Source organism: Nonomuraea sp. B1E8 (assembly GCF_039871515.1).
In the GTDB taxonomy this organism is placed as follows: Bacteria; Actinomycetota; Actinomycetes; order Streptosporangiales; family Streptosporangiaceae; genus Nonomuraea.
In genome coordinates this window covers 47805-62718 of record NZ_JBDPLS010000003.1, presented here as the reverse complement: position 1 = coordinate 62718, position 14914 = coordinate 47805, and the positions used below count along the sequence as shown (strand labels likewise).

The 14914-nt window shown below is 68.7% G+C and carries 14 protein-coding genes; 3 read left to right on the top strand and 11 right to left on the bottom strand.

Annotated elements, in window-relative coordinates; translation table 11 throughout:
• From ABGA98_RS12490 to ABGA98_RS12465, 6 genes are read right to left on the bottom strand one after another with little or no spacing between them, the layout of a single operon-like run.
• Window positions 1-990, bottom strand: coding sequence for an ABC transporter permease (locus ABGA98_RS12490; protein WP_347618400.1), 990 nt, complete (start codon window positions 988-990; stop codon window positions 1-3).
• Window positions 987-2468 carry a sugar ABC transporter ATP-binding protein gene (locus tag ABGA98_RS12485; protein ID WP_347618399.1) on the bottom strand — a complete coding sequence of 494 codons (1482 nt, stop codon included), beginning with the start codon at window positions 2466-2468 and terminating at the stop codon, window positions 987-989. Before ABGA98_RS12485 ends, ABGA98_RS12490 begins: the two co-directional genes overlap by 4 nt.
• The gene (locus ABGA98_RS12480; RefSeq protein ID WP_347618398.1) at window positions 2468-3490 is read right to left on the bottom strand and encodes a sugar ABC transporter substrate-binding protein; all 1023 of its coding nucleotides are present in this window, start codon (window positions 3488-3490) and stop codon (window positions 2468-2470) included. The genes ABGA98_RS12485 and ABGA98_RS12480 overlap by 1 nt, the downstream gene beginning before the upstream one ends.
• 21 nt (window positions 3491-3511) lie before the next feature.
• The gene (locus ABGA98_RS12475) at window positions 3512-4237 is read right to left on the bottom strand and encodes an SDR family oxidoreductase (RefSeq protein ID WP_347618859.1); all 726 of its coding nucleotides are present in this window, start codon (window positions 4235-4237) and stop codon (window positions 3512-3514) included.
• A 2-nt stretch (window positions 4238-4239) separates the two neighbouring features.
• Window positions 4240-5532, bottom strand: a complete 1293-nt coding sequence (locus ABGA98_RS12470) for an enolase C-terminal domain-like protein (protein ID WP_347618397.1) — start codon at window positions 5530-5532, stop codon at window positions 4240-4242.
• Complete coding sequence (locus tag ABGA98_RS12465; protein WP_347618396.1) at window positions 5529-6374, bottom strand: fumarylacetoacetate hydrolase family protein; 846 nt, start codon at window positions 6372-6374, stop codon at window positions 5529-5531. The genes ABGA98_RS12470 and ABGA98_RS12465 overlap by 4 nt, the downstream gene beginning before the upstream one ends.
• Before the next feature lie 364 nt (window positions 6375-6738).
• Here ABGA98_RS12465 and ABGA98_RS12460 point away from each other — a divergent pair, with 364 nt between their 5' ends.
• Complete coding sequence (locus tag ABGA98_RS12460) at window positions 6739-7923, top strand: cytochrome P450 (RefSeq protein ID WP_347618395.1); 1185 nt, start codon at window positions 6739-6741, stop codon at window positions 7921-7923.
• A gap of 66 nt (window positions 7924-7989) precedes the next feature.
• Here ABGA98_RS12460 and ABGA98_RS12455 read toward each other — a convergent pair whose 3' ends face one another.
• The 4 genes from ABGA98_RS12455 to ABGA98_RS12440 form a co-directional block, all read right to left on the bottom strand.
• On the bottom strand, window positions 7990-8871 hold the full coding sequence (locus ABGA98_RS12455) for a hypothetical protein (protein WP_347618394.1): 882 nt from the start codon (window positions 8869-8871) through the stop codon (window positions 7990-7992).
• 467 nt (window positions 8872-9338) lie between these two features.
• The gene (locus ABGA98_RS12450; protein WP_347618393.1) at window positions 9339-9749 is read right to left on the bottom strand and encodes a DUF2000 family protein; all 411 of its coding nucleotides are present in this window, start codon (window positions 9747-9749) and stop codon (window positions 9339-9341) included.
• 53 nt (window positions 9750-9802) lie between these two features.
• Window positions 9803-10636: an SRPBCC domain-containing protein gene (locus ABGA98_RS12445; RefSeq protein ID WP_347618392.1), complete on the bottom strand. Its 834-nt coding sequence runs from the start codon at window positions 10634-10636 to the stop codon at window positions 9803-9805.
• Window positions 10629-11207 carry a helix-turn-helix domain-containing protein gene (locus ABGA98_RS12440; protein ID WP_347618391.1) on the bottom strand — a complete coding sequence of 193 codons (579 nt, stop codon included), beginning with the start codon at window positions 11205-11207 and terminating at the stop codon, window positions 10629-10631. Before ABGA98_RS12440 ends, ABGA98_RS12445 begins: the two co-directional genes overlap by 8 nt.
• Window positions 11208-11267: 60 nt before the next feature.
• Here ABGA98_RS12440 and ABGA98_RS12435 point away from each other — a divergent pair, with 60 nt between their 5' ends.
• Window positions 11268-12158: an AraC family transcriptional regulator gene (locus ABGA98_RS12435; protein WP_347618390.1), complete on the top strand. Its 891-nt coding sequence runs from the start codon at window positions 11268-11270 to the stop codon at window positions 12156-12158.
• A 203-nt stretch (window positions 12159-12361) separates the two neighbouring features.
• On the opposite strand, the gene ABGA98_RS12430 is transcribed toward ABGA98_RS12435, so the two are convergent.
• Window positions 12362-13393, bottom strand: coding sequence for a GDP-mannose 4,6-dehydratase (locus ABGA98_RS12430; protein ID WP_347618389.1), 1032 nt, complete (start codon window positions 13391-13393; stop codon window positions 12362-12364).
• A gap of 247 nt (window positions 13394-13640) precedes the next feature.
• On the opposite strand from ABGA98_RS12430, the gene ABGA98_RS12425 reads away from it, so the two are divergent.
• Window positions 13641-14885, top strand: a complete 1245-nt coding sequence (locus ABGA98_RS12425) for a glycosyltransferase family 4 protein (protein WP_347618388.1) — start codon at window positions 13641-13643, stop codon at window positions 14883-14885.
• The last annotated feature ends 29 nt before the right edge of the window (window positions 14886-14914 follow it).

Below are 14914 nucleotides of genomic sequence, written 5' to 3'. Positions count from 1 at the left end.
TCAATCTTGTGCCTTCCCGCCCGCTATTCTGCTGATCATCAGCGCGATGAGGATGATCGCGCCGTAGATGACCGGCTGCCAGAAGCCCGACACGCCGATCAGCGTGAGGATGTTCTGCACCAGGCCGATCACCAGAACGCCCGTGAGCGCGCCCAGGATGGTGCCCTTGCCGCCGTCCATGCTGACGCCGCCGATGACGGCCGCCGCGAACACCATGAAGATCCACCCGACGCCCTGGTTGTTGCCGATCGCCCCGAGGCGTCCCGTCTCCAGGATCCCGGCCAGCGCCGCCAGCGTGCCGCCCAGGATGAACACGCCCCAGAGCACCCGGTCGACGCGGATGCCGGCCGCGCGGGCGGCGTCGGCGTTGCCGCCGATCGCGTAGAGCGCGCGGCCGACGCGGAGATAGCCGAGGGCGAAGATGCCGGCGGCGAACAGCGCGCCGGCGATCCAGACGGCCGCGGGCAGGCCCAGCCACAGCGCGCTGCCGAGATAGAGGATCGAGTCGGGCAGCTGGAACAGCGTCTTGCCCTCCGTCGGCCCCTGCAGGAAGCCGTGGACGACGATCAGCATGGCCAGCGTGACGATGAACGCCGACAGCTGGAACCTGATGATCAGGAAACCGTTGAACGCTCCGATGGCGGCGCCGACCAGCAGCGCCAGCGGGATGACCAGCGTCCCCGGCAGGCCGATGCCGAATCCGCCCGCCGACACCGGGATGATGAGCATCACGGCGATCGCGGGCGCGGTGCCGACCGTCGACTCCAGCGACAGGTCGAACTTGCCGGCGATGAGGATCATCGCCTCGGCCAGCACGAGCAGCGAGATCGCCGCCTGCTGCTGGAGCACGTTGGTCAGGTTGCCCACCGTCAGGAAGGTCGGGTCGAGGAACGCGCCCACGACGAGCAGCAGCACGATCACCGGCACGAGCGTCAGGTCGCGGAACCGGGCCAGCCGCACCCGGGGAGCCGGCACAGTCAAACTGGTCACTCTTCCATGCCTTCCATCACGGCCACGAGCTCGTGGTCGGTCCAGCCACGCGGCAGGTCCTTGACGACCCTGCCGTGGAACATCACCAGCACCCTGTCGCAGATGCGCAGGTCGTCGAGCTCGTCGGAGACGACCACGGCGCCCGCGCCCCGCTCGACGGCGTCCTCGACGGCGCCGAGCAGCGCCTGCTTGGCCTTGACGTCGACGCCCGCGGTCGGGTTGATCACCACCAGCACCGACGGGTCGTCCACGAGGGCCCGCGCGAACACCACCTTCTGGGCGTTGCCCCCGGACAGGTCGCCGACCGGCTGATCGGCTCCTTCCGTCTTGATGTGCAAGCTTTCGATCATCTCCTCCGCCTTGGCCCGGCGGCGCGCCGGCGACACCAGGCCGTAGCGCCCCAGCTTGCGGGCGATCGGGAACGTGGCGTTCTCCCCCACGGACAGCCGCGGGACGAACCCCTCGCGATGGCGGTCCTGTGGCACCCAACCGAGCCCGGCCCGCAGCGCGGCGGGCACGTCGCCCGGCCGGATCCGCCTGCCGTTGACCGTGACCGTGCCGGAATCGGCCCTGTGCAGCCCGACCAGCGTCTCGGCGAGGCCGACCTTGCCGCTGCTGGCGGAGCCTGCCAGACCGACGACCTCGCCGGATCTGACCGAGAGGTCGACGTCCTGGTAGCGGCCGGCGAGCGACAGGCCCGCGCCCGACAGCACGACGGTGTCGCCGGGCGTGCGCGAGCGGGACGCGTACGCGACCGTGGCCTCCCCCGTCATCGCGGCGACCAGCTCGTCGTGCGGGAGGTCGGCGACCGGGCTGGTCACGATGTGGCGGGCGTCGCGGAACACCGTGACGCTCTGGCAGATCTCGTAGACCTCGTCGAGGTGATGGGAGATGTACATCATCGTGACGCCCTGCTCGCGGAGGGAGCGCATGCGGGCGAACAACCGCTCGATGGCCGGCCCGTCCAGCCTCGCGGTCGGCTCGTCGAGGATGATGAACCTGGCCCCGAACGACAGCGCGCGGGCGATCTCGACGAGCTGGCGCTGCTCCACGGTGAGGTCCGCGGCCAGTGCCTGCGCGTCGACGTCCACCTCGTACGTGTCCAGCAGCTCGCGCGCCCTGCCCCGTAGCGCCCGCCACCTGATCACGCTGCCCCTGCCCGACTGGCGGTTGAGGAAGAGGTTCTCGGCGACCGACAGCGCCGGGATGATCGTCGAGTGCTGGTAGACGCAGGCGACGCGCCGCCGCCAGGCGTCGCGGTCGGCGAGGGGCGGGGCCGGCTCTCCCGAGAACAGCACTTCGCCCTGGTCGGGCCGCAGGAGCCCGGTGAGGATCGACACCAGGGTGGACTTGCCGGCGCCGTTCCTGCCGACGAGCGCGCGGGTCTCGCCCTCGGCGATCTCGATGCCCGCGCCGTCGAGCGCGGTGGTGGGGCCGAACCGCTTGACGATGTTCCTGGCTGCGACGTGATGGTTCATCAGCCGGCCTGGTTGCCCCAGAGAGCCTTGTCGTCCACGTTCTCCTTGGTCACGAGCGGCGCGGGAAGCTGGTCCTCCAGGCCGTTCGGGAGCTGGATGATCGTGCTGCCGTGGTCGGTCGGGCCGGGTTTGAACGTCTTGCCGTCCGCCGCCGCCTTGGCGTAGAAGAGCGCGTATTTCGCGTACAGGTCGGCCGGCTGCGAGACGGTGGCGTCGATGTCCCCCTTGCGGATCGCCTCGTACTCCTGCGGGATGCCGTCATTGGAGACGACGAAGATGTGCTTGGGGTCGCTCGGCGGCACGAGCAGCCCCTTCTGCTTGAGCACCTGCAACGTCGGGGCCAGGTGCACACCGCCGGCGTGCATGTAGATCCCCTTGATGTCGGGGTTCTGCTCCAGGCGGGTCTGCAACATGGACGCCGCCTTGCTGCCCTCCCAGTCGGTCGGCTCGCTGAAGACCGTGATGCCGGGGAACTTGGCCTTCATGCACTGCAGGAACGCCTCCGACCTGTCACGGCCGTTGATGGAGCTGAGCGCGCCCTGGAGTTGCACGACCTTGCCCTTGCCGCCGAGCTTCTCGCCGAGGAACTCGCACGCCTTGGTGCCGTACGCGCGGTTGTCGGCGCGTACGACCATGTAGACCTTGCCCTTGTCCGGCCGGGTGTCGACGGTCACGACGGGGATCTTCTTGTTCTCCAGCTGCTGCAGCGTGTTGGCGACCGCGCCGGTGTCCTGCGGGGCCATGACGATCACCTTGGCTCCCTGGCCGATCAGCGCCTGCACGTTGTTGACCAGCTTGGCCACGTCGTTCTGCGAGTTGGTGGCGGGCATGAGGTCGACCTTGAGCTCGCCCGCCATCTGCGGAACGTACTTGATGTAGGAGTTCCAGAAGTCGGAGTCGGCGCGCGGGTGATCGATGCCGATCTTGGTGCCGCCGTTCCCTCCTCCCGCCGCGGTCCCTGAGCCACACGCGGTGACGATCGTCAACAGGGCCGCCGCCGCGACCGCCGATCCGAGCTTCATGGGGGGTGTCACCTTTCTCGATCAGTTGGGTCTGAGCCGCAACCCCTGCATGCCGCCGTCGACCGCGAGCACGGTGCCGGTGGTGGCGCTCGCCTGCGGGCCCGCGAGGTAGGCGATCGCCGCGGCGACCTCCTCCGGGGTGACCAGGCGGCCCATCGGCTGCCTGGCGTTCAGCGCCGCCCGCTCCGCCTCCGGGTCGTCGGCCGCGTCGAGCAGCCGGGCGACCCACGGTGTGTCGGCGGTGCCCGGGTTGACGCAGTTGACCCGGATGCCCTCGCGGATGTGGTCGGCGGCCATGGCGAGCGTCAGCGACTGCACCGCGCCCTTGGTCGCGCTGTAGAGCGCCCGGTTCGGCAGCCCCGCGGTGGCCGCGACCGAGCAGACGTTGACGATGGCGGCATGCTCGGACCTCCTGAGGTACGGCAGCGCCGCCCGCGCCACCCGGACCATGCCCAGCACGTTGATGTCGTACACCCTGTGCCACTCGGTGTCCGGGTTGTCCTCGATGGTGCCCTGAGCGCCGACGCCCGCGTTGTTGACCAGCACGTCGATGCCGCCCAGGCGCTCGGCCGCCTCCGCCACCGCGGACCTGACCCCGGCGTCGTCGGTGACGTCCGCCTTGATCCCGATGTACGGCTCGCCCGGCGGGTTGAGGTCGAGGCAGACGACCTTCATCCCGCGCCCGGTCAGCTCGGCGGCCGTGGCCAGGCCGATGCCGGAACCGCCGCCGGTCACGATCGCTTTCATCGTCACGACGCGTTCCTCCAGACCTCGCCGTCGGGGAAGGTGTGGGCGGCGATGGACGCCGCGTGCATCTCCGCGCTGAAGCCCGGCGCGGACGGGGCGACGTACCGGCCGTTCCTGATGACGACGGGGTCGACGAAGTGTTCGTGCAGGTGGTCGACATACTCGATCACGCGGCCGTCCATGGAGCCGGTGACCGCCACGTAGTCGAACATCGACAGGTGCTGCACCAGCTCGCACAGCCCGACGCCGCCCGCGTGGGGGCACACCGGGACGCCGAACTTGGCCGCGAGCAGCAAGATCGCGAGGTTCTCGTTGACCCCGCCGACGCGGGCCGAGTCGATCTGCACGTAGGAGACGGCTTCGGCCTGCAGCAGCTGCTTGAACACGATGCGGTTCTGGACGTGCTCGCCGGTGGCCACCGGGATCGGCGCGATGCCCCGCGCGATGGCGGCGTGGCCGAGCACGTCGTCGGGGCTGGTCGGCTCCTCGACCCAGTGCGGGTCGTACTCGCTCAGCGCGTTGATCCACGCGATGCCGGAGCCGACGTCCCAGCGCTGGTTGGCGTCGATCGCGATCGGGTAGCCGGCTCCGCACACCTCGCGGGCCACCCTGAAGCGGCGCCGGTCGTCGTCGAGGTCGGCGCCGACCTTCAGCTTGATCTGCCCGAAGCCCTGGTCGATGGCCTCCTTGCAGAGCCTGCGCAGCTTCTCGTCGTCGTAGCCGAGCCAGCCGGGCGAGGTCGTGTAGGCGGGGTAGCCGGCCTCGACCAGGTGGCTGATCCGCTCCGCCTTCCCCTTTTCCGCCTTTTTCAGGATTTCGAGGGCTTCATCCTGGGTGAGTGCGTCGCTCAGGTAGCGGAAGTCGATGAGGCCGACGATCTCCTCAGGCGACATCTCGGCCAGCAGCCGCCACAAGGGCTTGCCCGCCCGCTTGGCCTTGAGGTCCCACAGGGCGTTGACCACGGCGGAGATCGCCATGTGCATGACGCCCTTCTCCGGCCCCAGCCACCGCAGCTGCGAGTCGTTGACCATGTCGCGGTAGAGAGCGCCGAGGTCTTCGACGTCCTTGCCGACGACGTACGGCTCCAGCGCGGTGATGGCCGCGGTCTGGATGTCGTTGCCGCGCCCGATCGTGAACGCGAACCCGTGGCCCTGGTGCCCGTCGTCGGTCGTGAGGACGACGTAGGCGGCGGAGTAGTCGGGGTCGGGGTTCATCGCGTCCGAGCCGTCGAGCTCACGCGAGGTCGGGAAGCGTACGTCGTGCGTCGTCATCCCGGTGATGCGGTAGCCGCTCATGCCCGGCCCACCGTCTGGCGCTGCCGGCCCAGCCCTTCGATCTCCAGCTCCATCACGTCACCGGCCCGGAGATACGGCTGGCCCGGCATCCCCATCGCCACCCCGGCGGGCGTCCCCGTGTTGATCACGTCGCCCGGCTCCAGGACCATGAACTGGCTCAGGTAGCGCACCACCTCGGCCACATCGAAGATCATGTTCTTGGTGTCGCCGTCCTGGCGCAGCTCGCCGTTCACCCAGAGGCGCAGGGGCAGCCGCTGCGGGTCGCCCACCTCGTCGGCCGTCACCAGCCAGGGACCGAACGGGTTGAACGTCTCGCACGACTTCCCCTTGTCCCACTGGCCACCGCGTTCGAGCTGGAACTCGCGCTCGGAGACGTCGTTGGAGATCGCGTAGCCGGCGATCACCCCCCGGGCCTCCTCCGCGCTGCCCAGATAGCGGGCCTCCCGGCCGATGACGATGGCCAGCTCCACCTCCCAGTCGGTCTTCACGCTCCCCCGCGGGATCAGCACCTCGTCATCAGGTCCGATCATGGTGCTGGAGGCCTTCATGAACACGACGGGCTCCGCCGGCACCTCGGCGCCGGACTCGGCGGCGTGGTCGCTGTAGTTCAGGCCGATGCAGACGATCTTGCCGGGGCGCGCGAGAGGGGCGCCGATCCGCAGCCCTTCGGCGTCGACGACGGGCAGATCGCCGCGTTCGAGGGCCTCGCGGACGCGCGCCACTCCCCCGGAGGCGAGGAAGGCGCCGTCGATCTCGGGCTCCCCGATGTCGCGCAACTTCCCGGCGTCATCCAGCACCACCGGCCGCTCCTGGCCGGCAGGTCCTACTCGCAGCAGCTTCACACCGCATCCTTCATCTATACATCGGATGTCTCAACCCCTGATGCTCGTGCGAGCGTCTGAGCATGTCAAGGGGCACCGACCCGGATACATCCGATACGTGACTTGTGGAAGATTCCTAGGGCAGGGTCATGGGCTATGAAACGTGATACCGCTCCGATGGCTACGTTCACATAGCCAGAATTTCACCACCCCAAACATCGGAGGTAAAACGTGCACCATGGAGAGAGACGGCGCGAGCACCCATCGAGCCTGCCAGGAACGATCTAAGCTTCGGCGGACAGGCCTCCTTGACGGCCGTACAGTGACGTAATAGAACACGTTTCAGTACCGCGTAACCAAGCGCTTGATCAAGAGGGTGATCCGGGTGCACATCGACCTCGTCGACAGGGACGTTTACGCGACCGCCGGACCTCCGCACGACCAGCTGGCCTGGCTGCGCGCGAACTCGCCGATCCACTGGCACGACGGTGATCCCGGCTTCTGGGCCGTCACCACGTACGACGAGGTCGTCCACGTCTCACGGCACTCCGATCTCTTCTCCTCCTATCGGAGGCTGGCCCTGTTCGACGAGATGGCCGACGACCAGATCGCCCTCCAGCGGCACATGATGCTCAACCAGGACCCGCCCGAGCACACGAGACGGCGTTCCCTGGTCAACCGGGGCTTCACCCCGCGGACGATAGGAGCCCTCGAACAGCACATCCGCGACATCTGCGACGACCTGCTCGACAAGTGCTCAGGCGAGGTCGACTTCGTCACCGAGATCGCCGCGCCCCTCCCCCTCTACGTGATCTGCGAGCTGCTCGGCGCGCCCGTGGCCGACCGTGACAAGCTCTTCAACTGGTCGAACCGCATGATCGGCGCCCAGGACCCCGACTACGCCGACTCCCCCGAAGAGGGCTCCGCCGCCGCCATGGAGGTCTACGCCTACGCCAACCAGCTCGGGGCGCAACGCCGGGCCAACCCCAAGAACGACATCGTCACCAAGCTCATCCAGCCCGACGAGCAGGGCGAGACGCTCGACGAGAACGAGTTCGACCTGTTCGTCCTCCTCCTGGTCGTGGCGGGCAACGAGACCACCCGCAACGCCGCCTCGGGTGGCATGCTCGCCCTCTTCGAGCACCCCGACCAGTGGGAGCGCCTGGTCGCCGACCCCGCCCTCGCCAGGACGGCCGCCGACGAGATCGTCCGCTGGGTCTCCCCGGTCAACCTCTTCCGCCGCACCTCGACGACCGACCAGATGCTGGGCGGGCAGCAGATCAAGGCCGACGACAAGGTCGTGGTCTTCTACTCCTCCGCCAACCGCGACACCACGGTCTTCCCCGACGCCGAGGTCTTCGACATCGGCCGCGACCCGAACCCGCACATCGGCTTCGGCGGCGGTGGCGCCCACTTCTGCCTCGGCAACCACCTGGCCAAGCTGGAACTCCGCATCCTCTTCGAACAACTCGCCCGCCGCCGCCCCCGCCTCCGCCAGACCGGCCCGGCCCGCCGGCTGCGCTCGAACTTCATCAACGGCATCAAGGAACTCCCGGTCACCGTCGGCTGACACGGTCACGGACGGAGCAACGGACACGGTCGCGGGCGGAACAACCAGACATCCACCAGCCCTACATCAGCCCGGTTCGCCGAACAGGTCGTGGAGAGTCTGGGTGGTGGCAGCACGGACGGCCCAGTCCTCGAGCTGAGCCAAGTCAGTGCAGGCCACGATCCGGGCGCGGGTGTCGTCAGGGACGTCGAACCCGCGAGCGGTCAGCACCAGCAGCACCATCCTGGCCGCCTCTTCCGCCTTGCCTTCCGCCTTGCCTTCCGCCTTGCCTTCCGCCTTGCCTTGGGCTTGGCCCTCTTGGAGGCCACGGCCGAAATGCTCGCGAGCGAAAGGACTGTAGACCGGCCAGGTGGTGGACGTCATGATCTCCTCCATGAGGCAGCGGATCTCGGGCGCGGCAATGCTGTAGGCGTATTCATAGTACTGCGGAGCGTGTTCGTCATGGGTGTCGGCGAGTGCCGCGGCGAACGCCTCGACGACTTTGCGGTCGTTGCCGTGGATCATGACGGACATGGCGGCGAGGTCGAGGTTGGCGGCGGCCTGCTGGGGATCGGTGATGGCCGGTATGCCGTCCGGCCCGAGCACCACGGGGAGCAGGCAGTAGCCGGTCAGCCCTGACTCGATGGGTCGCGCGTAGTGTGCGGCGGTCTTGTGGTCGGGACAGACGATCAGCACGGTGACGTCGCACCCCAGGAGCAGCCAGGTGGCGGCGGCGTAGCGGGCGAGCTGCCGGGGATCTTTGGATGTGCCCTGCTGGATTTCGACGATGATGGCGTGTGCGGGTTCGTTCGGTGGCCCCAGAGTGAAGATCAGATCGACTTCGATGTCGTCGGAGTTGCGCGTGTTGAAGGTCCGCTCCTCCTGCCGGATCAGCGGGGTGTCGGGCAGTTTCACACCCATGAGGTCGCGCAGGATCTCCACGGCGAGTTGCGGACGGTCGCCGAACATCTTGACCAGAGTGTCATGTCGGGGGGACGGCATGGCACCAAGTGTTACATCACATGCACAATAAGTGATGTCGATTCACGTGATCTCGTCGCCTCCGCAGCCCGTACGGCCGCCCGCTTGCCGACGTCGCGCCCCGTCTCGAACATGACCTCCATGGGGAGGGGTCAGGTCCACCCCCGCCCCATCTTCGTTTGCGCGCACGGCTGAGGCCTGGACGTCTCATCGACCTGAGCGGTAACGGGACTTGTGGCGGGCGGCTCGGAGGTAGGCGAGCCGGCCGTCGCCCAATCCGACCTGATCTGGGCAGCAGGCCGGGGCAGGCCGCCGTCGACCGGGATGGCCCGCAGCCAGCTCTCCCCGACCCGGGCGCGCGCCCGGTCGGCGAGGGTCAGGAGGAGATCGGTGGCCTCTCTGACGAGCGACTCGTCACCGCCATTCTCCAGATCCGTACGGCGTCGTACGGAAGGTCAGGGGTGCAGGGAGAGGCCCTTGAGGACCTTGTCGACGCCGTTCTTCGGCCCGTGCACCGCCACCCCCACCAACGCCAGCTCCGCCGCCTCCACCGCCCGTACGGCCGCCCGGTTGTCGGCGTCGTGTCCCGTCTTGAACATCTCCTCGATGTACACGGCCACGTCCATCCCCCGCCCCACCGCCTTCTCGCGGACGGCGCGCAGCTCCGCCAGGTCGGCCGCGTAGACGAGCACGGGCTGCCGGATCATCGGCAGGTACGCGTTCCCCGACCCGTCCTCGTACGGCTCCCCCATGGTCTCCGGCACCCCGCCCGCGACCGCGCCGGACAGGAAGGCGGTGACGTTGAGCTTCTGCCATGCGGCCAGATCCGCGCGCACCACAATGCCGATCTTGGTATCGAATCGCATGGCTGAAGTCTCGACGTCACCGCCCGGCCAGGTCTTGAACGCTCGTGCGCGACCTACGGCAGGAACATCGGCTGCCAGTCCGGCACCTCGTGGTAGCGCCGCAGCTCCGCGAGCCCGGACAGGAAGCCGCCCCACGCCGCGTACGGAGGCCGCCCCTCGTCGAACCCGCTCTGCACCATCGTCAGCCGCGTCTTGCCGCCGGACCCCTCCAGCTCCCACGTGCCGATGCCCGCGGCACCCCAGTCGACGGAGAGCCTGCGTCCGGGCTCGAGTTCGACGACCTTGGCCGGGTCGGGGTTGTTGTCGAGCCCGCCCATGGCGAAGCGCCCGCCGACGTACGGCTCGATCTCGATGGGGTAGCCGAACCACCGCGTCACCGCCTCCGAGTCGGTCAGCGAGTCGAACACGTCGGCCGGCGAGGCGTCGATCGTGAGCTGGGCCCGCAGCTCCGGGGTGGTGAAGTCGACCCTGGGCGTGAGCTCGCGCCCTTCGAGGTGCTCGGCCAGGTTGGCGAGCGCGCAGCACCAGAACGTCTGCAGCACGCCCCTGATGCTCTTGCCGGTGATCACGTCCTGGAAGTCGAAGTGCGTCTGGGACACCGACACGATGGTCGCGTCGCCGTCCTCCTCCAGCGTGAACTCGGTGGTCGTCTCCTCGCCGTCGAGCAACCACGCGAACCGCAGGGTGCGCTCGTCGGCGTGCAGCGGCCGCTGGTGCGGCGCGTCCCCTTCGGGGATGGTGCGCCCCCAGAACCCGAAGGTGGCGGGCAGCGCCACCTCGGCGTGCTCGCCCAGCCAGACGCGCAGCGCGGCCGGGTCGGTGAGCGCGTGCCTGACCGTCTTGAGCGGCGCCTGGACGCGGACACGGATGATCATGGGCTCAGTCATCGTCTCGCTCTTCCTCTTGGTGGTCCGTGGTCTTGGGGTAGCAGGCGAGGGCGATCTTGAAGGCGTCACCTTCCGCGCCGCCGTACCGGGTGAACAGGTCCTGCAGCATGGCCTGCAGCTCGGTCATGAACTGGTGCCGGTTCTCCTGGCGCACGTGGATCTCTCCGGACAAGCCGAGTGACGGCAGCTCGGGCGCGGTCCTGTCGAGCGCCGCGATGTCCGCCTGCACCTCCTCCATGAGGTCGAGCAGGTAGCCGAGGCTCAGCTCGTCGCGCGCCTTGCGCAGCCCGATCCGGCCGACCAGGCGCGGCGACAGCCAGTACGACCGCGCGCCCGCCTGATAGATGCCCTCGCTGATCCCGCGGACCTTGCGCTCGGACACCAGATCGACGAGACCGGCATCGACCAGCCGCTTGACGTGGTAGTAGACCCGCTGCGGCGTCTGGCCCAGCCGTTCGGCGACCTGCGAGCAGGTGCGCGGCTCGGCCAGCTGCCGCAGCACCTCCACGCGCTGCGGTTTGAGCAGTGCCTCGGCCTGCTCGATCTCTTCCAGATACAGGATGTCTCTCATCGCAAAAACAATCCTTTACGTAAAAATCCTTCTTGTCAATAGGGCGGGGAAGATGGAGACATGGCGCAGGACTGGTCCCGCTACTGGCGCTCACCCGACCGCCCGCTCGAAGCCATGCACGCCCACTTCGAACGGCACGTCTACCATCGGCACAGCCACGAGACCTACTCGTTCGGGGTCACGGAGACCGGCGCGCAGTCGTTCACCTGCCGGGGTTCCTCACACACCAGCGCGGCGGGCATGATCATGGCCTTCAACCCCGAGGATCCGCACGACGGCCACGCCACCGACGCCCTCGGGTTCACCTACCGGATCGTGCACATCGGACCCGAGCTCGTCTCCGACACCCTGACGGACGCGACGGGCCGCCTGACGGGCCTGCCGCTCTTCACCGAGCCCGTGGTCGACGACCCCGCCCTGGCGGGCACGCTGCGCGTCCTGCACGGCGCCCTGCTGGGCGAGGCCCCGTCGCTGCGCCGCGACGAGCTGCTCACGACGACGATCGCCCGGATCGTACGCCGCGCCGCCACCCGCCCGATCCACCCGGCGGGCCTGGCGGGACGATCGGCGCGGGTGGCGCGACAGGCCAGGCAGCTCCTGCACGACCGCCTGATGGACGATCTGACCATCGACGACCTGGCCCGCGCCACCGGCGCCAGCCGGTACACGGTCTACCGTGCCTTCCACGCCGAATACGGCCTGCCGCCGAGCGACTACCAGCGCCAGCTACGGCTCAGGACGGCCCGCGCGCTGATCGCCGGCGGCGTCCCCATCAGCGAGGCCGCCACCACGACGGGTTTCGCCGACCAGAGCCACCTGACCCGCTGGTTCACCCGCTACTTCGGCCTGACCCCAGGCACCTACCGCCGGGCCACCCACCCCGCAGGGCCCGGCGAGAACGGTGAACCAGGCGAGAGCAAGCCGGGTCAGGGACGACCACGCCGGCGGTGACCGCGCGAACCGGGACGACCACGCCGACCGCGGCAACCGTGCCACGGGCAGCGGACGGTGCCGCACCAACCACGTCCCCGGTGAACGTGCGCGCCGTAACGGTGGCGCGCCACTGACCGGTCAGCGGCCGTTCCCCTGGACAGACGCCAGCCGACGACGGCGTCTGGCGGACCTTGGCGGTGCCGTAACGAACGAAAAACCCATCACGGCCAGGAAGAGTCCTGATCGGGGTCGCCGCCGTCGGTGAGGAGGCGCAGGTCGGAGTCGACCATCATGGCGACGAGCTCGTCGAAGGACACCTTCGGCTCCCATCCCAGCTGCGTGCGCGCCTTCTTAGGGTCGGCGCAGAGCAGGTCGACCTCGGCCGGCCGGTGCAGCGCCTGGTCGGTCACGACGTGCCGCTCCCAGTCGAGACCCGCGGCCGCGAACGCCGCCTCCGCCAGCTCCCTGACCGACTTCATCCGCCCGGTCCCGATCACGTAGTCCTCGGGGCCGGCGGCCTGCAGCATCAGGTGCATCGCCTTGACGTAGTCGCCGGCGAAGCCCCAGTCGCGCCGGGCCTCCAGGTTGCCGAGGCGCAGCTGCGTGGCCAGCCCCAGTTTGATCCTGGCCACCCCGAGCGACACCTTCCTGGTGACGAACTCGGCCCCCCGCCGCGGCGACTCGTGGTTGAACAGGATTCCGGACACCGCGAACATCCCGTACGACTCGCGGTAGTTCTGGGTGAGGAAGTGCCCGTACGCCTTCGCCACCCCGTACGGCGAGCGCGGGTGGAAGGAGGTGCTCTCGGTCTGCGGGGTCTCGCTGACCTGGCCGAACATTTCGGAGGATGAAGCCTGATAAAAGCGGATCTGTCCGGAGGAGCCGGCACCCCCTCCGCCCCGCGACACGCCCGAGCACACGCGGATCGCCTCAAGCATCCGCAACACGCCCATCCCGGTCACCTCGGCAGTGAGCTCGGCCTGCTCCCACGACATGGGCACGAACGAGATCGCGCCCAGGTTGTAGACCTCGTCCGGCTGAACGCGTTCCACCGCGGAGATCAGCGAACCCTGGTCGAGCAGGTCGCCCCGCACCACGCGTACGTCGGCGAGCAGCTTGCGCATCCTGGACACCCGCGGGTTCGCCTGTCCCCGGGCCAGCCCCCAGACCTCGTAGCCCTGCTCCAGCAGGTGCTCCGCCAAGTAGGAACCATCCTGGCCGGTGATGCCGGTGATCAGAGCGCGCCTGGCCAAGGGTCCTCCAACGATCGCGTCCCGCGTCCCTTTGGGACGGAATGTACAGCTAAGCGCCCCGATAGGGCATCAAGCCACCTAGAACGCGTTCCACCGAACCACGCTCGGTTACTGCAACTTCGCAGTTCGCACGGCCTGTGAGAGCCACTGTGAACAATTCTCGGCAACCTACCGAATGGTAGCCTTCTCGCACTAAGGTCATCTTTACGGTACACGCCCGTCTCCGGGCCTTACCGGCGAGAAAGGGGTGTCCGTGCGGGAGCGAACGCTGCGGATCGCGCTGCTGTCCTACCGCAGCAAACCCACCTGCGGTGGCCAGGGCGTTTACCTCCGCCATCTGAGCCGTGAACTCGTCGCACTCGGGCACCACGTCGAGGTGTTCTCCGGCCAGCCCTACCCCGAGCTCGACGACGGCGTCGTCCTGCGCGAGGTGCCCAGCCTCGACCTCTACCGCGACGAAGACCCGTTCAGAACACCCAAGCTGCACGAATATCGCGACTGGATCGACTGGCTCGAGGTCGGCACCATGTGGACGGCCGGGTTCCCCGAGCCGCTGACGTTCACCATGCGGGCCTACCGCGAGCTGAAGAAGCGGGTCGGCGACTTCGACGTCGTGCAGGACAACCAGACCCTCGGCTACGGCCTGCTGGGCATCCAGAAGTTGTTCCCCGTCGTCGGCACCATCCACCACCCGATCAGCGTCGACCGCCGCATCGAGCTCGAAGCAGCCCGCGGCACGAAGAAGCTGACCATGCGCCGGTGGTACGCGTTCGTCAAGATGCAGGCCCGCGTCGCTCCCCGGCTGAGCCCGATCCTGACCGTCAGCGAGTCGTCGCTGGCCGACATCCACCGCGACTTCAACGTCCCCCAGGCCAACATGCGCCTGATCCCCCTCGGCGTCGACACCCGCTATTTCCACCCCCGTCCCGGCACACCCAAGCGCAAAGGGTCCATCGTGGCGGTCGCCAGCGCCGACTCGCCGATGAAAGGCGTCGCCACGCTGCTCAGAGCCGTGGCGAAGCTGGCCACCGAGCGCGACGTCAACCTCACCGTCGTCAGCCGGCCCACCCCCGGCGGCCCCACCGAGCAGCTCGTGCAGGAGCTGTCGCTGCAGGATCGCGTGCGCTTCGTGCACGGCATCTCCGACGACGAGCTGGGCGAGCTGATCGCCACCTCGGAGATCTCCGTCGTGCCCTCGCTCTATGAAGGCTTCTCGCTGCCCGCCGTCGAGCACATGGCCTGCGGCACGCCCCTGGTGGCCAGCCGTACGGGCGCGCTGCCCGAGGTCGTGGGCGACGCGGCCGTGCAGGTGCCGCCGGGCGACGCCGAGGAGCTGGCCGCGGTGCTGCGCCGCCTGCACGACTCCCCCGAGGAGCGCGAACGCGTCGGCAAAGCCGGATACGACCGCGTCATGGAGCGCTACACCTGGCACGTCGTGGCCAAGAGGACCGTCGAGGCCTACCGCGAGGCCATCGCGGCCCGCGCGAGCTGATCACCACTCGATCACGAGGAGAAGCGACA